This window comes from Alkalibacillus haloalkaliphilus C5, assembly GCF_000269905.1.
Classification (GTDB): Bacteria; Bacillota; Bacilli; order Bacillales; family Alkalibacillaceae; genus Alkalibacillus; species Alkalibacillus haloalkaliphilus_A.
This window is the reverse complement of sequence record NZ_AKIF01000007.1, coordinates 18719-37898: the sequence shown is the minus strand read 5'-3', so window position 1 is coordinate 37898 and position 19180 is coordinate 18719. Positions and strand designations below refer to the sequence as shown.

The window sequence follows — 19180 nt, the reverse complement described above, 5'->3', positions numbered from 1 at the left end:
CACAAATCAAGGTGGAGTAGGATTAGGTTATATGACAGAATCTATGCTTAAAGAGATCCACCGACACATGGTCGAAGAGTTCGTAAAAGCAGGTGCACATATAAAAGAAGTGAAAGCTTGCACCCATAAACCACATGAAGATTGCGAATGTCGTAAACCAAAACCAGGAATGTTAAACACTTTAATTAAAAAACATCATATAGACAGAAGACAAAGTTTTATGATTGGTGACCGTGAAGTTGATATCGAAGCTGGCTATGCTGCACAAGTTACAAGCCTTATGGTGGCTAATGAATCATCACAAGCTAAGTTCTTTTTTAAAGATTTACCCGAAGCAGTCAATTGGATTTGTGAAAATAACTAACTCTACCATAAACACTCGATGTTTTCGAGGGTTTTATTTTCCGTTTTCAATTGGATAATTATGTTAAAATGGACACACATTTTAAATCTAGGGGGAATTGATATGTCTCAAAACGAAGAGCCAAAAAAGTTCAACAAAATTGAGGCCGAACAATTAAATATTGTCGACAAAAACGGAAAAGTAAAGCTTTCTTTATTTAATCAAGATCACATCCCACCAGCTATTATAGATGGTGACGACATTTTACCAGGTCATCGACAAAATGAACCGATCTCCGGATTAATGTTTTACAACTCAGAAGGTGATGAATGTGGTGGTTTAGTATATGGGAATGAAATTAGAGAAGATGGAAGTTACGAAGCTGGTGCATCATTGACTTTTGACCAATATAAGCAAGACCAAGTAGTCCAAATGAGTTATAATGACCGCAATGGTGAACGAAGTTACGGCTTTTCTGTATTTGACCGACCAGAACAAGGCCTAAAAGAGACAATCGAAAAACATGAGGAAATAAAAAACTCCAACCTTTCTGATGATGAAAAAGATGAAGCTACTAAACAACTTTTTGAAGGTAATGTTCCTCGTGCACAAATGGGGAAAAGCACAAAAGGTGATGTTTCAGTCAAATTAATGGACAGCAAAGGTAACCAACGCATTAGAATGGTCGTTGACGAGCATGATGTTCCTAAAATTGAATTCCTCGATGAAAACGGGAATGTAACCTATCAACTCCCACCTAACGAATAATTAGATCAAAAAAGAGATACATATTCTCGTATCTCTTTTTACTTCCCTATAAACATTTGCGTCCAATACGTTTGGTGACCATCTTGAACATACCCAACTCCAAGATGAGTAAACGAATCGCTTAATATATTAGCTCGATGGCCATCACTGTTCATCCAACCATCCATCACTTGCTCTGGTGAGCGCTGACCCATTGCGATGTTCTCACCTGCCGCCATATACTGCAAGCCGAATTCGTCCATCATGTCAAAAGGAGAGCCATAAGTTGGTGATTGGTGGTCAAAGTAGTTGTTAACTGCCATATCACGTGATTTCTCGCGCGCAACGACACTAGCCTCTTCGGAGAACTCTACAGGTTCAAGACCTTCCTTTTCACGCTCTTCATTAACTAATGCGTGCACTTCTTTTTCAAACTCTTGCGGCGTAAAGTCTTCTGTATCAACTTGACTTTCCGGTTGATAACCTTCAAGTTGACTTGGGTTAAATACAGGAGATGCTTCACGATCACCTTGACTTATTTGCGAAAGTGTAACTGCAATGTGATCAAACGTTTCTACAACTGATCCAATCATTTGTTGAACGTCGACTTCAGACATTCTCCCTTTAAAGTCATCAACGACACCTTCTATTGTTATCCCTTCCTCTACTTCTTCTTCATCAGTAGCCTCTTGACTGAAAAACTCTCCAACAGGGAATAAATATAATGCACCGAAAATAATCGCCACGAGTAAAATCGCTCTAATCATATAGCTCGTTCCTTCCTTGATGAACTTCTACTATTTTTATTATAGTACGGATACTATCATAATGAACAATAAATCACCTTTATAAACGACATGTAATTTTTTCAATATTAATTTATTCCGAACACAAGTATAAAAAAACGATCCTTCGAAAAGAATCGTCTTAAGTATTGATTAATAAAGTCATGTTATTTGTTCTTGCTTTTCAAGTAATTTGACGTTACTTACTTTTATTTTTCAATAGTTCCTCTACTGCAGGTCTGAGCGTGGACAAAGGTGCTATTACTTTTCTCCTCTTTCACTAATTAAATTCAACTAATATCCCGTTTCCAACATCTCTATAATTCAAAAATAATAACCCGTCTTCGTCTTTATTGGCAGGGATTTCGAATGTTAACGTCCCTATCATCTTTCCATCACGTATGCCTTTTAACCATCGCTCTTCTTCCCAACCGATAACATCTTTCAAATTCACTTCAGTCGGTGGATATTGATCGTCAGAAACCAAGAGATGGAAATGTCGCTGTGGCCTCATTCCATAGGTCGCTTGATCGAGTATTTCAAATTCAAAATCGATGGAAACTTTTTTCAGGTCGGTTCCTTCGATAGTTTCTTCGTGTGTTCTCTCTACGGAATAGGAGAGTACACCATATCCTACTTCCCGACTGTTTTGCCCCTCTTCTAAAACTAAATGATAATCTTCGTATTGCGAACTCACAGTCTCACTTTGCGTCTCTGTTACCTCATTACTCTCATCCTCCTCTTCTCTTTCACTTACTTCTCCCACTGTAGGCGAATATTCTGATTCGTAATCCGTTGGGTGGTTACTGGAGGTCTCAATATTTGGAGCGACTTGAACCATCGCAAATAAGAATGTGCCAAGTAAAGCAATAGCCGTAGCCCCAAGCCCCCATTTCATCCGTTTTTCAATGACTTTTCGATTCGTGACACTTCCTTGTATGCCTTGATTCGGAAGAATACGAACTGCCCGCTCCGCCGGTATAATGGTTCCGATCAACCCAACTACTACTGGTATCAAGCCGGTTAATATGATGAACCCAAGCTCTCCAACAGGAAATTCACCATAGATCCAATAGATTGTGAGGACCACACCAACCATACTCACAATCGATGCACAAAGCCCGCTATACATCCCTTCTGCTAATATTAATCCTCGGATGCGACTACTCCTCCAGCCGATTGCTTGTAGTAGCGAAATTTCTTCGCTCCGTTCCGAGACATTTTGCCAAATAATTTCAGCGGTGGTTAAAATCGCGATAATCAAAGAAATGACAATCGCCACATAATGGGTCGGACCGACTTCCAACGCGACATATTCTCCCAATAAGGAGGTATACATGACTCCCCTCAATTGAAAGGTAATGTATAGGAACAGTCCTAATAATGCAGTCGGTAATGCAATCGAAATAATGGACAGTAAACTACGCTTCCATTTCCCAACAAAGTGGCTCCACGCATGGTAAGAAGGCCTCTGGTTCGAAACATTCGTTTACTTGTTTTACTGATCTCCCCACTTTGGATCGCTTCATACGGGCGAATGCGTTTGGTCATCCAAATCGGCACGACAGCTCCTAACAGATAAATCAGGAACCCAAATAACCCGGTCATCACAAACCGATCGATCGAGATGCTGGAGGTGCTATTCATGTATACAAATCCGAGCATCATCCAGGACGTGAGTGCGACAAACAGACCGACAATGATGGATTCGAACAATAATAACTTACTTATTTGCGAGGGCCGCCAGCCAATCGATAGTAGAACTGCAAACTCCTTTCGCCGGCTTAACAGGGAGACGATCCCTGATGACCATACATATACGACCGCGACAATCATTACACTGGCCAATATGCTTGTAAAACTCATCTTCGTTTCGCGGAATATCGAAATGGATGAACCAATATTGACCCAGGGCTGTTGGAGCCATCCAAGTGCTTCTTGATCATTCACTTCGGGCACATATGTGAGCGCCAGTTGAGGAGAGGATCCTAATGTAATGTCAGTGATTAACCCGGTTTGATTTTCAATCTCAGATGCGACTTGTTCTAAGATTTCTTGGCTCTCTTCACCCATATCCGTCACACCTGTGACCTTCACTCGAATAGCTGATATCGGTTCGTCATGACCAATCAGTTCTTCAGCCGCTTCAATCGTGGTTAACATACCTGGTGGATCCGTTAAAAAGCTATAGGGATCCCCGTTTGGCTTCAATTGTTGTGGGGGATTCACAGGTTGGCCGTCACCATCCATCACCAATTCTGCCGAGGCTGGTCGGTATGTTTCCATCGGTAATTCACTCGTTGGATCCTGTGAAATAGTTAACTGGCTGGAGTCATAGAATCCGATCCAATCAGGCTTAATTCTAGGGAGTTCTGTATACGTTTCTGCTACTAAACCGGGTTCCCGGAATGATTCCTGATTCGCGTATGCTCCCATGACATCCTCACCGTTTTGAACTGGTTCAAGCTGATAGCTATAAGGCCAACGGTTCGCATAAGGGCTTCCGATTTCCTCGTAATTCAACTGGCTGGATTGAAACACAATCCCTGTGACACCTTCCTGTTGGGCTTGTGTTTGTGCTTCATCAGGCTCATCTTCAGATTGTTCTTCGTGTTCAATCACTTTACCCGTTTCCCAATCAACCCCTGTCATCTCACTAATGAAAGCATGAAAAGCTTCTTCACCGGTATAGGTGGATCGATGATGCTCAGAACCATCTACTGTATGTAAATAGTCCTGTCCGCCACTGTTTTTCACCTCTTCCATCAATTCATCAGCGTTCTGATCGTTGATGGGTAAATCCAGACGTTCGTATGTGATATCAACTGTTTTATCGACAAACGCATGGTTATTCACGATAATAGGAAATTCGTGATACCCTTTATTTTCATTAAAATAGTAACCATCTGTGTCTTTAAAAAACCGACTTGATCCCCGATCTAAGATGGCTTCATCAAGACCAATCAATTTCGCTTCCTGTTCTGGATCGATTCCTGCTAGTAATGATAAATTATGTACGCTCAGGTCGAAATTAGGTGCGCCTACGCCATACTCAGAGCCCTTGTCTAAAATGTCCCACACATTATAAGGGAAGTAGTATCTGCTAATTTCTTCTTCAATTCCTATTCCATTATTGACTGAAACCGTTTGAGTTTTTCGATAAATGCCTTCTTCCTCTAATTCGACAGACCCGAAATCCGTTTCATAGTCGGCATACCCAATCACGGCGATGGGTGCTGCCACCTCAATGCCAGATATTTCTTTGATCGCTTCATATTGATCCACGCTGATTCCGCCATTTAGCCCGCTCAAATAGTTGGGTTCTAGCAATTCTTTTTCTTCCGTTACACTGCGGGAACCTTCTGGCCGAACAACAATATCATAAGAGGCACTCCACTGATTTTGTAAGGAATCAACGATGGTTCCTCTATTCGAATCCGAAAGACCAATTAAGTAAGTCAACCCAGCACTGATGATAAACGCGCCAATTAATAACAAAATCAGTCGTTCTTTCTTCCGCCACCAATTTTGCCAAATAAATCGTATCATAAGGAAACACCCACTTGATCCGATTGAACGGATCCATCTTTCATTGTAATGATTCGGTTGGCTTTAGATGCTAGGGTTGCATCATGCGTGACAAAAATTACCCCACACCCTTCCTCTTGATTCAGCTGCTTCAATAACTCAAAGATAAGTTCTCCAGTTTCAGAGTCGAGGTTCCCAGTTGGTTCATCCGCCAGTAGCCAGCTCGGTTTGTGCACAATCGCACGAGCAATCGCTACCCGTTGTTGTTGACCACCAGATAATTGTGAGGGCAGCGAATTCACCTTATCCTCTAATCCCACTTGTGCTAACACTTCTTTTGCCCGCTGTTGCTTGTTATAAGTTACTTTTCTTGAGAATAACGGAGTTAACACATTTTCAATAGCCGTGAGTGTAGGAAGCAAATGAAACTGCTGAAAAATAAATCCGATTTCTTCAAAGCGGAAATCGGCGATTTTATTTTTGCGTTTCTTTAAAATCTCTTCACCATCATAGGTAATTTTGCCGTTTGTCGGTTGATCCAACGTCCCCAACAAACTCAGCAAGGTCGACTTGCCTGATCCAGAGGGTCCAATAATAGATGTGAATTCGCCGATATCAAACGATAAATTGTTTTCATTTAGTGCCGAAGTTTGTACTCCATCTCCCCTGTACACCTTTTCTACATTAAAAAAGTTTATCTTGCGAATCATGTAATCCTCCTTGTTAAGCTCATTCCACTATAAATAATTTCAGGTGAACTACCGCCTCTCCAAAACCACATTTCTCTTTTGGACAGTTGTGCTAAATCCTGCCTAGTTTTTCTACCACCTTCTTCATTCATCTGTTCCACCTCATTTTTCAAAAAAATTCCAACTATTAAATATATATTAACATAGTTAGTTTGGCATGAGTTAAAGAAACTAATAAATTAACAGCGTAAATGATCAATGGAGTTAGACAAAAATAAAAAAGCTGGACCTTATTTTCATAATAAAGGTCCAGCTTTTTGCTTTAATTAATCAATAATGGAGCATGTCGGGCTCGAACCGACGACCTTCGCGCTGCCAGCACGACGCTCTCCCAACTGAGCTAATGCCCCTTTCGAAATAATTACGAAAACATTATATCATAATTATTTTTTTAACCTCAATGGACATTATAGTCACTCTTCTCTTGTTGTTCAGGCTGCATACTCCAATATTGAACATGTGGCAAACGATAGTAAATCCAATATTCCTTAACCATCGTAACACTTACGAATGATACTAAAGACCAATCAATATCTTTAAGCATATGAACCCTCCCATATACTTCTCATACCCTCCTTAAAAATTATGTAACAGAAGGCTTGTCATATAACGAGTATTAATTTTGTAAAGTAGTACACGTTAATATATGACAGAAATTTCAATGAGGTGATGATTATGACAAAAAAGATTAATCTTCTAATTGGTTCAGCACTCGTTGTATTATTAACGACAGTTGGACTGCTGACAACACAAGTAGGTGCAGAAGAGTCTGAAGTAAATGAAGATGTTGAACTAACAGAAGAACAACGAGCAGAGATTGAAGCTCTACATCACAATGCTTTTGAACAACATAAAGTCATTATTGAGAAGTATGTAGAGTACGGGGTTTTCACTGAAGACAAAGGTGACAAAATGAAGTCTTATTTGGATGAACGATTTGAAAAACTAAAGGAAAACGACTTCATTCCAAAGATGGACCACAAGCAACATAAGAAAAAGAAAGACGACAATGACTCATACTTTCACAACCACCAAGGCTTTCATGCTTTGGTGGTGTTTTGTTAGATATACAATCATACTTGCATTTAGCAAAGCATAAAATGGTCATGAGATAAGGAGTGATCTTATGACCATCAGACGAGGGACACATATTATACATACTGTAAGACCTGGTGACTCAGTCTTTTATTTAGCGCAAAGATACGATAGTGAGATTGATGCTATAGTCGAAGCTAATGGGCTATACCCACCATTCAATGAATTGTATATGCTAGAACCTGGTCAAGTACTTGTTATTCCAAAGACCATAGCTACTGAAATTGAAAACTATTATGTAGTTCAGTATGGAGACACCATTGGACAATTAGCAAATCGTTTCAATGTTGAGCCAGAACTATTAAGTGGTATAAACCGAACGATACACAATCCTAATTATCTGGATGCTAATCAGCAAATCTTTCTACCGTCTTTCATCTATGAAGTAGAACGTGGCGATACACTAGCTAACATTTCTCAAAGAACTGGTGTACCAATTGAAACGATTTTACGAGCTAATTTCAATCGATTGGCTATTTCTGAAGATGTTATTTATGAAGGGATTCAAATCATCATTCCGTTGCCAAACTCAGAGAATATTGTCGTGTTACTCCCTCTTCCTGGTACAGAAATTCATGATGGTGCTACTCTAGAAGGATTCGCCCGGACTTTTGAAGGAAACGTTTTATACCGTCTCGTTGATGCTAATAATACCGTTGTAACTGAAGAATCTTTTACAACTACTAGATATGGGGCACCTTCATATAGTCAGTTTCTAGATCAAATCGAATTTGACAGAGAGCCCACTAGTCCTTTAGGTGAATTACAAGTTTACTCTCGTAGTGCTCAAGATGGGTCAATCCAAGACCTAGTGCAAGTTCGTGTATGGTTTAACTCTTAATACAATAAAGGCAGCCAAATTAATGGCTGCCTTTTCCTTCTATATAGAGAGCTTATTGTGCTTTAAACATTTGTGTCCAATACGTTGAACCATTTCCTTCAACATATCCAACACCAATGTGTGTGAACTGATCACTTAAAATGTTTTCACGGTGACCATCGCTGTTCATCCACCCTTGCATCACTGCCTCAGGTGAACGTTGACCCATCGCAATGTTTTCACCTGCTGTGCGATAATCAACACCATAATGGTCCATCATGTCAAATGGAGAACCATAAGTCGGTGATTGGTGACTGAAATAGTTTTCATCAGCCATATCTTGTGACTTCGCACGCGCAACATCACTAAGTTCTCCTGATAACTCTAACGGTTGTAAACCTCTTTGTTCTCTCTCTTCATTCACTAAGTTCACAACTTGTTGTTCAAATTCATGAACATCATTATTTGACGAATCATCATTTGTGCTTTCTTCTTGATTTGATTCGTTATTTTCTGTTTCTTGTTCTGGTTCATTAGCATCCTCTGTTGGTTCTTGAGGCTGTTCAACCGGTTCTGTCGGTTCATTTACTTCCTCTTCCTCTTGCTCTGTCGGCTGTTGGTTCCAGTTAAAGTCCCACTCTAATTGATCAAAGAAACTATTAATCTCTTGAATATTAAACTCTAGAGATTGTTGGTTACTTTGACTTTTAACTTCATAAGTGATTTCGTAAGGACTTGTGCTTTCATCTGCTTGTACAGGTCCAACAACTAACACCGCAGATACAACAATTGCTGCTAATGTTAATAATACTGGTCTTAACATATTTGAATTACCCTCCTATGTTATTGACCCCCAACTCACATTATCACGGTTATTCTTTTTATTCTCAATAGTTTAGTCAATTCCAATTAATAGCAAGAAGAAACAAAAGCTAAACCCTCTGCACCACAGCGGGTTTAGCTTTTTTGTTAATTTAAACCAAATAGTATTACTTCCGTGTTGACCAAATTAAAACGAACAACCAGCCTAATAATGTCCAACCAATTGTTAGATTTAAAGTAATAATCCACGCCTTATACTGATGTTGATGTTTAACAGCCATCAATGTTGGAGTTAAGTATAGAAGCAAAACAAATAGTGAGAAAATCGCCATCACAATAAATAGAGCTAACGTTTCCAAAAATCATCGCTTCCTTTTTCACATCCTCTTTTGTCCATTTAAACAAATCTAATCCTTAATTTCTACCACTTTGAAGTGAAGTTTGGGTATGAATTTGTTAAAAACGCCAAGTCTATAGGAGAGACCATTTGAAAGGTTGAACTCTATGAACAAAATATTTTTCCTCATCGTGTTAATTGGCGTTCCTTCATCAGCTGCTGGAGCTATACTTGGCTGGGATCCGACATGGATGTTCGGCGTATATAGTATTACTATTTTAGGATTAGCATCTTACATCGGGCGTTCAACTGACAGCTTATCAGTCATTGCTGGACCACGAATTGGCGGACTTTTAAGCGTGACGTTTGGTAATGCTGTTGAACTAACCATCTCTATATTTGCTTTAATGGCTGGATATTTACATATTGTTTTAGCATCTTTAACCGGTGCCGTTATTAGTAACTTATTACTTGTTGCAGGTACGTCTTTCTTTATAGGCGGAATTAAATATAAGCGCCAACAATTCAATATTTATGATGCGAGACACAATATTGGATTACTCATGTTTTCTGTCGTCGTATCTTTTGTTTTCCCTTTCATTTTCTCTGGAAAGATTAGTGATGATGAAATATTGTGGCTAAGTGGTGGAATTGCCATCATCATGCTGCTCTTATATTTTTCAGCATTATTTTTTAGACTTGTGACTCACAGAGGGGTTTACGCTGAACAGGAAGACTCAGGGCAAGAACAAGAAACACCTGAATGGGGCAAATGGAAATCAATTATTATATTAGCTGCATCTGCAATCACCGTTGCCCTTGTTAGTGACCAATTAGTTGATACGTTTGAAGATGTGGCCGAGTCCTTCGGTTGGAGTGAAGTATTTATCGGAATCATTATCGTTGCGATTATTGGTAACTTCGCTGAAAACATCGCTGCAATCTATATGGCATTACAAAATAAAATTAATGTGTCAGTGGAAATTGCAGTCGGGTCAACATTACAAATTGCGATGTTCGTTACACCGATTTTAGTATTGTTATCCTTTATGTTTGCTACACCAATGCCACTCGTATTTCCAACAGAAGCTTTAATCTCGATGTTGCTCTCAGTTTCTTAGCAACTTTTATTATTAATGATGGTGACACAAACTGGTTTAAAGGTTTGACACTTATGTCTGCGTACATCATTATTGCAATCGGTTTTTACTTTATTTAAGATGGAGAAAAGCTTTCATAAGGGGGAGATGTACATGTTAAAAACATTTCATTTAAACACTAGTAACCATGACCAAATGATTGATGTTACGGATGAAGTTGATGGTTGGATTCGTGAAGAAGGTCTTAAAGAAGGCATAATCGTTGTCTCATCTCTGCATACAACAGCTGGTTTTACGGTTAATGAAAATGCTGATCCTGATGTTAAAACTGACATGCTAAGACGGTTCCGTGAGGCCTATCCATGGGATGACCCACAAGATCGACATATGGAAGGCAACACGGCTGCCCATATGAAAACGAGTACTGTTGGCCATTCGCAAACGTTAATTATTGAAAATGGAAGACTCGCTATCGGTACTTGGCAAGGGTTATATTTTTGCGAGTTTGATGGGCCAAGGCAACGCAAGTTTATAGCAAAAGTCATACAATAAATAAAGCAGGCTCTTGAAACGATCTCAGGAGCCTGCTTGTTCTTTCTTTGCCTCTTCAACGACCCTGTCTAAAAACTCTTGGACGACTTGATCATTTTTGCTAGTAGGCGCAAGCTTAATAAACAACTTCCCAAACCAATTTATTCCCCGATTAACGCCTTCATACGTCAATAACGATTCAGTACTTCCCTTTGTAATCACCGTATAAGATGTCTCAATATTAAATGCTTTGCCGATATTGAAGGTGACCTTTAAATATTTATAGTCTTCTTCATCTTCATGAGCAATTGTTTCAACTACATAAGTTTCCACACGTTTACCTTCTTGATAAGATTGTCTATACTTAGAACCTACTTCACCTGCATCACCTTCGATCAACTCATGCCCGACAACTTTCGGCATAATACGGTGCAATTGATCAGGCTGAAATAACTTCCACACAGTCTCGATGTTAGTAGGAACTCGTCTTTTTTCCTTCCAAGTTAACATGTCAACACCTCATTTCCTTTACTACTATCATTTTGACATACATTGTTAAAAATACAATAACCTACAGAGACTAAAAGGTTTAAAATGTTGCCATGACGAATACTACCTATAAAGGTGGGATATGATGAAAATACGTGAAGCTAATCTTTCAGATGCTAGTGGAATTGGTAAAGTTCATGTTAATAGTTGGAGAACGACATATAAAGGGATTGTTCCAGACGAGTATTTAAATAACATGACTTATGAAAAAAGAGCTAAACTTTGGGAACAAAACATGTCGGCTCAAGACCAATATATTATCGTTGCAGAGAGCGATTCAGGTCAGATTGTAGGTTTCGCTAGTGGGGGTAAAAGGGAAACTAATGTACATGAGAATGCTGGTGATTTAACATCCATTTACATTCTTGAAGAATTTCAAGGACAAGGTGTTGGCACACAGCTAATGAAAGAGATGTTCGCCTACTTTAGAACAGTTGGTTACGATACAATCTTCGTAGAAGTGTTAAAAAGTAATGAAACGAAATTTTTCTACGAAGCTTTCGGAGCAGTCCAGCACGAAGCGAAGACGATTACAATTCAAGGAAAGGAATTAGACTTATTAATCTATAAATGGACGGAAATTTAATAACTTTTTAATAGAAAACGGGCGAAACAATTGAACAATACTTAATAGATTTAATAAGTTATTACTAGAAGTAGCAAAATACGTACTAGGACCCGAGGTGATTTCCATGACTAAAAACATATACATCGTTAGACATTGCAAAGCTGAAGGTCAAGAACCGCAGGCACAATTAACAACATTAGGTGAAATGCAAGCGCGTGAACTTGTCGAATTCTTTAAGGACTATCAAATCGACCGAATCGTTTCTAGCCCATATATTCGAGCAGTAGGAACGATTGAACCTTATGCTCAGAAACATAACATGCCGATTGAAATCGACAGGCGAATTGCTGAACGTCTAATGAGTAAACAGCTTTTATCTTCATGGATGGATCAGTTGGTAAGTCAGTTTCCACTATCTGACCTAAATGTAATCGATCGGATTACATCAGATGATAAAAGGACTCGAGCCGTTCAAGCTATTCAAGATATTGAGAAGCGTGATGAGAAGAACACCGTCGTCATCTCCCATGGTGGTGTCATTCCTTTAATACTAGACCACTTTGATTCCGGCTCTCGCTTCCACAGGTTAACAAATCCCGACGTCCATTTGTTAACACTTGATGGAAAACGAACAACAGTGAACAGAATATGGGTTCCGTAACTTACCTGAGGAGAGGGGGGATTCCCTCTCCTTTTTATGTGCGTTTATTCCTCTTACTTTTAAACAAACAGCGAATCCATTCACCTGACAGTGGTTCACTTTCATAACGAGGCAAAACATGCAAATGAGCGTGAAAAATATACTGTCCCCCAACCTCTCCACAATTCCAAACTATGTGATACGCCCATTCTCGAACGACTTGATATATTGTTTAGTATCTTTATGGGTTAATCGTTCACAAACCTGTACATATGTTAAAAAGGTCACTTCTGCAATTTCACGGTCTTTTAGTACTAAATCTGAGTCATAACCAAAATATTCAACAAGAAACATGGTTGTCTCTTGCTTTTTCCACCCTGTTTGCTCTTGAAAACTTTCTTCAAACGAAAAGCAAATCTTATCATCAAATTGTTTAATAACCCTATACTGAGTTGACCCAGTCTCTTGTTCCAACTCCCTCAATATAGCGTGTTCTAAACTAAGGTCATTTTGCTCGACGCCACCTTTTGGGAGATCCCATTCACCTTCCATTAAACTACCCTTTTCAAGAGCACTGACTTTAACTTTATGGACTAATAAAAACTCATTTCCTTTATAAACAATTGCACCAACTGCTTTTCTAATCATTTAAGTAAACTTTCTCTAACTTAGCACCCGCACTTGACTCACAAAGAGACTTGAAGATGGAGATACTTTTGAAAAAGCACTCATCGTAATTTTCTCCATCAACACTCCATGAAGTTGCCAACACGGCATGACTATATCCCCATAAAAGTAATCGTTCATAGCTAATATTTAATTTTGACATAAAAATTTCAGTTCTTTTTTTGATTATTTCATATGCTTCCTGCTCAGGAAGCTTGTTTAACATATATTGAATCAAATAGCAATCCAGTTCCCGTTCACACTTTTTAGAACATTATAGTGATGAAAGTCGCCATGTAACAAATACTGCTTTTTAGTTGTTTTATTTAGATAAGAGAAGATCGTTAAAGCCAACCTCAATTCATCTCTTGAAATAGGTCCCAAACCATTAGGATTCTTTTCTACAATTCTTTTAAAATTTTGCTCTCTTGATGTCACAGTAGGTATGAATCGTGTTTGTTTTGGTGGTTCTTTATGTAATTTGTTAATAACATCCGCAGCAATTTCGCAAGCTTCTTCATCTTCTAATACATCTACCAAATAAGTCCCAGGATTTATTTTTTCTAAGAGGAATAAGCCATAATCTTCATCCCAGTCAACTAACTGAACCATTCCTTTTCCTTCAAACAATTGAAGTGCTTCCAATTCATTCATAAACCCTTCGCCAGGTATACAAATCTTTACGACGAGTTCTTTTCCCATTCTAGTTACTGCAGGGGCAACATAGTTAATGGATAATGAATATGGTTTTTTAACCGTAATTGACCACTTCTGCTCACAATAGTTAATTAAATCAGGCAACTTACGAAGCCATGCTTCACCTTCATCAGGGAAATAATGATTTACACTCTTTACGAAAAGTCCTTGTAATTTTTCCATACGTAACCACCTTTATTGATTTTCATTAGAAATTTACTGTAAATTCCTAAAAGTTTATGTATAATAATTAGAAATACCTTTCGGGAGATGAGTTCATGAAGATTGAAGATGTTTATAGTGACTTCCCTACACTAGAAACCGATCGTTTAAAAATTAGAAAGCTAACAATGGATGATGTTGAAGACATCCATAAATACACTTCTAAAGATGAAGTGTCTCAATATGTTAGTTGGAACACCCACCAATCCCTCGATGATACGAAAGACTTTGTTCAGTTTGCTTTAGATCAATATCAAAACCATGACGTTGCACCTTTTGGAATTGAACTTAAAGATACTAAGAAGATCATTGGAACCGTCGACTACATTTGGTGGAAACCAGCACATCAGAAAGCTGAAATTGGCTACGTTCTTTCTAATCAATATTGGGGTAACGGAATTATGACTGAAGCAGTTCAAGCGTTGATTAAGTTTGGCTTTGAAAATATGGACCTTGTACGTATTGAAGCTAGATGTTTTGCCGAAAACAAAGGTTCAGAACGCGTCATGCAAAAAGTTGGCATGACTTATGAAGGAACATTAAGGAAAAGTATGTTCGTCAAAGGTCATTATAAAGATTTAAAAATGTATGCCATTTTAAAAGAAGACTATGAATCTATGACAAAATAAGTTTCGGTAAAGTAAGTTATAAATCTCTTTTAAACACGTAACTTACTTTATCGTAACCCATCTTCTCTTCATAAAAACGGTGCGCGTCTGTACGACTTAACCAGATGACAGAGCGACACTTTCATATCCATGTTCCTTAGCCCATTTTTGAACATAATCAAGCAACATTTCTCCATAACCTTTTGAACGCTTATTAGTGTCAGTCACTAAGTCACACACCCAAACAAACCGGCCATAGTAAAGCGTAATCATCGGCTTAAAACCTACAACGGCTACCATCTCTCCTTGATCATACAAAGCAGCCATTTGGTATTGATCATATTGTTGCGCATCCTCTACTAAATCCAAATATGTATACACATCCAAGTGTGTTCTTAATTGATTCATAATCGGGAAAGCTTTTGCTAGTTCTTCTTTCGATTTAAGAGTTTTAATGGTTAATTGATTCAAACTGTATTCACCTTGCTTTCTAATTTCTCTAAAATGACATTAACTAATACTTCTAAAGGTTTTGTCCCATCGACAATCATGTCTGAATTTTCTTTAACATACTCCATCGCCCAAAATGCTTCTCGTCCATATTTTAAATAAAACTTTAGATCACCCATAACCTCCGAAACTGTTTGCCCTTCAAAATCCCTAACCATCCGCCGTGCCAGCGCCACATCAAGTGGTGTGTCTATATAAATAGCAAGGTCTATATAGGTTTTCATTTGTTCATTCAAATAGGCGAAAGGAAAATCTAATATAAGATATTTAACTTGTTCCCTTTCAATAATCGACTGGATATCATGAACTAAAGGGGTTAGAATCCAAACATTATAATTAGCACCATCATGAACCCACTTAACTAGATTGCTAGGAGCGCCTTCAAATTCATAATCATCAAAATATAACGCTTCTGATTCCGGTAAATTCTCTATCAATTGGTTCGTAATCGTCGTTTTACCACCACCTGATACTGCGGCAATAGAGACGATAAAAGGCTTCTTGTTCATCTCATACCTCTCTTCATAACTTTTTCATCAATTCTTCTTTATGCAATTCAATATAATTCAATAACTTAAATTGATCTAACTCGATCATCCAAAGCAACCGATTCGCTTCTCGATACGCTAGATTGTACAAATCTTCATCTATCATGCCATGAGCAAATGCGTCCTGGAGTTCATCCTCATCTAACAAAAATACTTGACCGTTAGGCAAAACGACTATATCCAAAAATAAATCATCATAATATGGAACCGCATTCTCTATACCATTCCTTAGCGATAAATCGATATACCATTGAATCACTTCACCTTTTCCGTTAAACATTGTTGTAACTGTGAAATGCTGTCCTTCCGGAAAGTGCTGTAACCATATATACCCATTATCAACAATACAAATTTCACGACCTCCATAAGAAACATCAAGCGGTTCAGAAACTTGGTTAATTTTTAGTAAAGTTACATACCCTTTAAAATAATCGTCATCAAAATATGATTGCGTATAGTCTCTGTCTTTTACCCTCGACCACTCGGAGCGATCAGCATACCTTCTCTTCAACACCTATTTAACCTCTCCCCAATTGCTAAAGTCACTCTCTACCTTATTCGACAAATCGTGTTCTATTTCCTTGAAGGTGGACTTGAAAATAAATAAGTGCTTGTAAGTTTTTTTGGCGCTCGTGAAATTTATTTGGCGTTCGCGGCACCTTTTTTGGCGCTCACGTAATTTATTTGGCGTGCGTTCGAGAGATTTTATCAGCGCTCGTAAACTTTTATCAGCGTTCATGAAGATTTATCGGCGCTCACGAATTTTTATCAGCACTCACAATTTTTTATCAGCGTTCACACCAAAATATCAGCGCTCAATACTTAAGTTGCAGCCACAGCTGATCGCGGAGCCCTAGACTGATACCATTGGTAAAATAAAATAACAATAATAACCGCATCGATGACGTCCCCGCCATAGTACATCAGCATCCCCCCACTTTGCGCCTCATGAATTGGTACACCAGCAGGAGGATAAGCATAAATTTGCTTCGATAAAATACCGTGACCGGCTAAAGCAAAAATAAAGACAATCGTCCGGTACATATAAGTTCTTCGATGAGGTACTGGATCTATATAAATTAGCGAAATCGTAAATAAATAACCTGCTAAAAACACGTGCATATGAATGATCAAATGAAGTAACAACGACTCATGCATCGCCATATATAATTCCGTACGATAAAGAACCCATAGACCACCAATGTTTAGAATTGAAGCAACGATTGGGTCAGTAAAGAAACCGACGATCTTTAACCTCAAAATTCGTGTTAATCGCTTAGCATTTTTAACAGACAACGCACGCAAAAGTAATGTCATAGGAGCAGATAAGGCAATTAATAAGGGGGCTAACATACCAAGTAACAAATGCCCAAGCATATGGTAAGTGAAATCCATATGTGCCTTTACAGCAAGTGGACCAATAACAGAGATTAATGCTAAGCAAATCCCTACAATCATAAAAACTGTACGGTAAATTGCCCACCCTCTTCCACGTCGATTTGAAACAACCAATGCTATTATGTAAAGTATTAGAGCCACAACAAAAGGAATAGCTAATAAAATTTGTGAGAACACCCCTCCCACATCTGTCAAAGAACTTGTATGTTCATAATGCTGATGATTCATACAGCCTCTTCCCCTCGGTCTTTTTTACTAGCCCTTCTAAGCATCACAATTCCAATAATAATCATAACCGCGGCTGATATATTCCATACAAGATCATAAATTATGACATTGTCTACATACCTAATTTGATGAATACGTAAAATTTTGTGCTGAATAATCCCATCATAGAGCTGAAATGCTCCAGCTCCTAGTATAACCCCGCCCCAAAAACGTAACGAATTAAAACCTTTACGCCTTTTTATATCTGCTAATAAAAAAAGGCCGCCAATAGTCGCAAACCAACCAAATGCACCAAATAATCCATCTGAAATAATCCCTATTTCTGAAGTCGACCAATCATAGAAGTGATGCCATTGCAATAACTGATGAAATACCAATTCATCAAAAAAGGCTATAGCACCTATTCCAAACAAAGCTCCAGCCCATATATTTCTTTTTTTCATATATTTCTCTCCTTAAACACTTTTTAACCAAACATCCTTCCCTATTTCACAATAATTATTCACTTTTTCTCAATTCATCTTTGACATCAATAACAAAATCATGTAAATTACAATTGTAATACGAACAATATAAAACAAACCGAAAACATCATTCGTTATTTAAGGAGAGATCCCAATGGAAAATGTGTTTGATTATGAAGACGTACAGTTAATCCCAAACAAATGTATTATTAATAGTCGTTCAGAATGTGATACAGCGATTCAATTCGGTGACCATTCCTTTAAGCTACCAGTCGTACCTGCCAATATGCAGACGATTATCGATGAAAATATTGCGACGTACTTAGCGCAAAATGGGTACTTTTATATCATGCATCGCTTTAATCCTGAAACACGAGTAGATTTCATTAAGGAGATGCAAAGTCAGAACCTTGTTTCATCTATTAGTGTTGGTGTTAAGGAAGATGAATTTGATTTCGTTAAACAGTTATCTGAAGATCAACTAGTGCCTGATTACATCACAATTGACATTGCACACGGACACTCGGATTTAGTCATCAACATGATTGAACACATTAAATATTACTTACCGAAAAGTTTCGTCATCGCTGGTAATGTCGGCACGCCAGAAGCTGTAAGAGAGTTAGAAAATGCAGGAGCAGATGCGACAAAAGTTGGCATAGGCCCAGGTAAAGTATGTATTACAAAGATTAAAACTGGATTTGGAACAGGTGGTTGGCAGTTAGCAGCTCTTCGTTGGTGCGCTAAAGCCGCTTCAAAACCAATTATTGCTGACGGAGGCATTCGTACACACGGTGATATTGCCAAGTCGATCCGTTTTGGTGCATCAATGGTTATGGTTGGCTCTTTATTTGCAGGCCATGAAGAATCACCTGGTCAAACAGTAGAAAAAGACGGGAAACTTTATAAAGAGTATTTTGGTTCTGCTTCAGAATTCCAAAAAGGCGAGAAGAAAAACGTAGAAGGTAAAAAAATGCACGTTGAACATAAAGGGGCATTACGAGATACTTTAACGGAAATGGAACAAGACCTACAATCAGCCATTTCTTATGCTGGTGGGAAGCAACTTGATTCCATTCGCCAAGTTGATTATGTCGTTGTAAAAAATTCAATCTTTAATGGAGATAAAGTACTTTAATTAAAAGGTGAGTTCATCTCACCTTTTTTATTTTGTCCGATTATTATATACTAGCAAAAATACACTTTGTACGAAGGAGTCTCTCGAT

Annotated in this window: 26 protein-coding genes, 1 tRNA gene and 2 pseudogenes; 10 read left to right on the top strand and 19 right to left on the bottom strand. The window is 38.3% G+C overall.

Annotated elements, in window-relative coordinates; translation table 11 throughout:
- Positions 1 to 364: HAD-IIIA family hydrolase (locus A194_RS16900; RefSeq protein ID WP_017185145.1), on the top strand; the 364-nt coding region annotated here is incomplete at its 5' end.
- Positions 365 to 466: 102 nt separating this feature from the next.
- On the top strand, positions 467 to 1111 hold the full coding sequence (locus A194_RS0101645; RefSeq protein WP_017185144.1) for a hypothetical protein: 645 nt from the start codon (positions 467 to 469) through the stop codon (positions 1109 to 1111).
- Positions 1112 to 1149: 38 nt separating this feature from the next.
- Here A194_RS0101645 and A194_RS0101640 read toward each other — a convergent pair whose 3' ends face one another.
- The 7 genes from A194_RS0101640 to A194_RS20450 form a co-directional block, all read right to left on the bottom strand.
- Positions 1150 to 1857 (bottom strand): CAP domain-containing protein, encoded by a 708-nt coding sequence (locus A194_RS0101640; RefSeq protein WP_017185143.1) that lies wholly within the window; start codon positions 1855 to 1857, stop codon positions 1150 to 1152.
- 298 nt (positions 1858 to 2155) lie between these two features.
- The gene (locus tag A194_RS0101635) at positions 2156 to 3181 is read right to left on the bottom strand and encodes an ABC transporter permease (RefSeq protein WP_157783016.1); all 1026 of its coding nucleotides are present in this window, start codon (positions 3179 to 3181) and stop codon (positions 2156 to 2158) included.
- Positions 3182 to 3252: 71 nt separating this feature from the next.
- Positions 3253 to 5424 carry an ABC transporter permease gene (locus A194_RS0101630; RefSeq protein ID WP_017185141.1) on the bottom strand — a complete coding sequence of 724 codons (2172 nt, stop codon included), beginning with the start codon at positions 5422 to 5424 and terminating at the stop codon, positions 3253 to 3255.
- Positions 5421 to 6113, bottom strand: coding sequence for an ABC transporter ATP-binding protein (locus A194_RS0101625; protein ID WP_017185140.1), 693 nt, complete (start codon positions 6111 to 6113; stop codon positions 5421 to 5423). Before A194_RS0101625 ends, A194_RS0101630 begins: the two co-directional genes overlap by 4 nt.
- Positions 6110 to 6244 carry a hypothetical protein gene (locus tag A194_RS20910; RefSeq protein ID WP_017185139.1) on the bottom strand — a complete coding sequence of 45 codons (135 nt, stop codon included), beginning with the start codon at positions 6242 to 6244 and terminating at the stop codon, positions 6110 to 6112. The genes A194_RS0101625 and A194_RS20910 overlap by 4 nt, the downstream gene beginning before the upstream one ends.
- A gap of 185 nt (positions 6245 to 6429) precedes the next feature.
- Positions 6430 to 6502 (bottom strand) — tRNA-Ala (locus A194_RS0101615).
- 47 nt (positions 6503 to 6549) lie between these two features.
- Positions 6550 to 6696, bottom strand: coding sequence for a hypothetical protein (locus A194_RS20450; protein WP_017185138.1), 147 nt, complete (start codon positions 6694 to 6696; stop codon positions 6550 to 6552).
- Between the two features lie 131 nt (positions 6697 to 6827).
- Between A194_RS20450 and A194_RS19215 the strand changes: the two genes are divergently transcribed.
- Both A194_RS19215 and A194_RS0101600 read left to right on the top strand, forming a co-directional pair.
- The gene (locus tag A194_RS19215; RefSeq protein WP_017185137.1) at positions 6828 to 7217 is read left to right on the top strand and encodes a YckD family protein; all 390 of its coding nucleotides are present in this window, start codon (positions 6828 to 6830) and stop codon (positions 7215 to 7217) included.
- 61 nt (positions 7218 to 7278) lie between these two features.
- Entirely contained in the window at positions 7279 to 8088 is an 810-nt protein-coding gene (locus tag A194_RS0101600) for a LysM peptidoglycan-binding domain-containing protein (protein WP_017185136.1), read from the top strand.
- 52 nt (positions 8089 to 8140) lie between these two features.
- Here A194_RS0101600 and A194_RS0101595 read toward each other — a convergent pair whose 3' ends face one another.
- Together A194_RS0101595 and A194_RS16890 are read right to left on the bottom strand one after the other, a co-directional pair.
- Positions 8141 to 8890 (bottom strand): CAP domain-containing protein, encoded by a 750-nt coding sequence (locus A194_RS0101595; RefSeq protein WP_017185135.1) that lies wholly within the window; start codon positions 8888 to 8890, stop codon positions 8141 to 8143.
- 166 nt (positions 8891 to 9056) lie between these two features.
- Positions 9057 to 9248, bottom strand: a complete 192-nt coding sequence (locus tag A194_RS16890) for a superinfection immunity protein (protein WP_017185134.1) — start codon at positions 9246 to 9248, stop codon at positions 9057 to 9059.
- A gap of 145 nt (positions 9249 to 9393) precedes the next feature.
- Here A194_RS16890 and cax point away from each other — a divergent pair.
- Both cax and A194_RS0101580 read left to right on the top strand, forming a co-directional pair.
- Positions 9394 to 10445, top strand: a pseudogene (cax, locus tag A194_RS16885) (calcium/proton exchanger).
- A gap of 34 nt (positions 10446 to 10479) precedes the next feature.
- Positions 10480 to 10878 (top strand): secondary thiamine-phosphate synthase enzyme YjbQ, encoded by a 399-nt coding sequence (locus A194_RS0101580; protein ID WP_017185132.1) that lies wholly within the window; start codon positions 10480 to 10482, stop codon positions 10876 to 10878.
- 24 nt (positions 10879 to 10902) lie between these two features.
- On the opposite strand, the gene A194_RS0101575 is transcribed toward A194_RS0101580, so the two are convergent.
- Positions 10903 to 11367 carry an SRPBCC family protein gene (locus A194_RS0101575; RefSeq protein WP_017185131.1) on the bottom strand — a complete coding sequence of 155 codons (465 nt, stop codon included), beginning with the start codon at positions 11365 to 11367 and terminating at the stop codon, positions 10903 to 10905.
- Positions 11368 to 11491: 124 nt separating this feature from the next.
- On the opposite strand from A194_RS0101575, the gene A194_RS0101570 reads away from it, so the two are divergent.
- Positions 11492 to 11992, top strand: coding sequence for a GNAT family N-acetyltransferase (locus A194_RS0101570; protein ID WP_017185130.1), 501 nt, complete (start codon positions 11492 to 11494; stop codon positions 11990 to 11992).
- A 106-nt stretch (positions 11993 to 12098) separates the two neighbouring features.
- On the top strand, positions 12099 to 12635 hold the full coding sequence (locus A194_RS0101565; protein ID WP_017185129.1) for a histidine phosphatase family protein: 537 nt from the start codon (positions 12099 to 12101) through the stop codon (positions 12633 to 12635).
- Positions 12636 to 12669: 34 nt separating this feature from the next.
- Here A194_RS0101565 and A194_RS19595 read toward each other — a convergent pair whose 3' ends face one another.
- The 4 genes from A194_RS19595 to A194_RS0101550 are packed head-to-tail and all read right to left on the bottom strand — an operon-like array spanning position 12670 to position 14159.
- Positions 12670 to 12810 carry an HIT family protein gene (locus A194_RS19595; RefSeq protein WP_237718730.1) on the bottom strand — a complete coding sequence of 47 codons (141 nt, stop codon included), beginning with the start codon at positions 12808 to 12810 and terminating at the stop codon, positions 12670 to 12672.
- Positions 12807 to 13262 (bottom strand): NUDIX domain-containing protein, encoded by a 456-nt coding sequence (locus tag A194_RS0101560; protein WP_017185128.1) that lies wholly within the window; start codon positions 13260 to 13262, stop codon positions 12807 to 12809. The genes A194_RS19595 and A194_RS0101560 overlap by 4 nt, the downstream gene beginning before the upstream one ends.
- Positions 13255 to 13506, bottom strand: a complete 252-nt coding sequence (locus tag A194_RS0101555; RefSeq protein ID WP_157783014.1) for a hypothetical protein — start codon at positions 13504 to 13506, stop codon at positions 13255 to 13257. Before A194_RS0101555 ends, A194_RS0101560 begins: the two co-directional genes overlap by 8 nt.
- Positions 13507 to 13514: 8 nt before the next feature.
- Positions 13515 to 14159: an aminoglycoside phosphotransferase family protein gene (locus A194_RS0101550; RefSeq protein ID WP_029424945.1), complete on the bottom strand. Its 645-nt coding sequence runs from the start codon at positions 14157 to 14159 to the stop codon at positions 13515 to 13517.
- Positions 14160 to 14254: 95 nt separating this feature from the next.
- On the opposite strand from A194_RS0101550, the gene A194_RS0101545 reads away from it, so the two are divergent.
- Positions 14255 to 14827, top strand: coding sequence for a GNAT family N-acetyltransferase (locus A194_RS0101545; RefSeq protein WP_017185127.1), 573 nt, complete (start codon positions 14255 to 14257; stop codon positions 14825 to 14827).
- Between the two features lie 16 nt (positions 14828 to 14843).
- Here the strand turns inward: A194_RS0101545 and A194_RS16880 are convergent.
- The 5 genes and pseudogenes from A194_RS16880 to A194_RS0101520 all read right to left on the bottom strand — a co-directional run bounded on the left by A194_RS16880 (position 14844) and on the right by A194_RS0101520 (position 17933).
- Positions 14844 to 15277: pseudogene (locus tag A194_RS16880) on the bottom strand (GNAT family N-acetyltransferase).
- Positions 15274 to 15825, bottom strand: a complete 552-nt coding sequence (locus A194_RS0101535; RefSeq protein WP_017185125.1) for a nucleoside/nucleotide kinase family protein — start codon at positions 15823 to 15825, stop codon at positions 15274 to 15276. Before A194_RS0101535 ends, A194_RS16880 begins: the two are co-directional and overlap by 4 nt.
- Positions 15826 to 15838: 13 nt before the next feature.
- Positions 15839 to 16378: a ribonuclease FAU-1 family protein gene (locus tag A194_RS0101530; protein ID WP_017185124.1), complete on the bottom strand. Its 540-nt coding sequence runs from the start codon at positions 16376 to 16378 to the stop codon at positions 15839 to 15841.
- Between the two features lie 308 nt (positions 16379 to 16686).
- A complete protein-coding gene (locus A194_RS0101525; protein WP_017185123.1) occupies positions 16687 to 17490 on the bottom strand; it encodes a cytochrome c oxidase assembly protein in 804 nt (267 codons plus the stop codon).
- Positions 17487 to 17933, bottom strand: a complete 447-nt coding sequence (locus tag A194_RS0101520; protein ID WP_017185122.1) for a DUF2243 domain-containing protein — start codon at positions 17931 to 17933, stop codon at positions 17487 to 17489. The genes A194_RS0101525 and A194_RS0101520 overlap by 4 nt, the downstream gene beginning before the upstream one ends.
- Before the next feature lie 175 nt (positions 17934 to 18108).
- Here A194_RS0101520 and guaC point away from each other — a divergent pair, with 175 nt between their 5' ends.
- Positions 18109 to 19092 carry a GMP reductase gene (guaC, locus tag A194_RS0101515; RefSeq protein WP_017185121.1) on the top strand — a complete coding sequence of 328 codons (984 nt, stop codon included), beginning with the start codon at positions 18109 to 18111 and terminating at the stop codon, positions 19090 to 19092.
- Positions 19093 to 19180 lie beyond the last annotated feature (88 nt).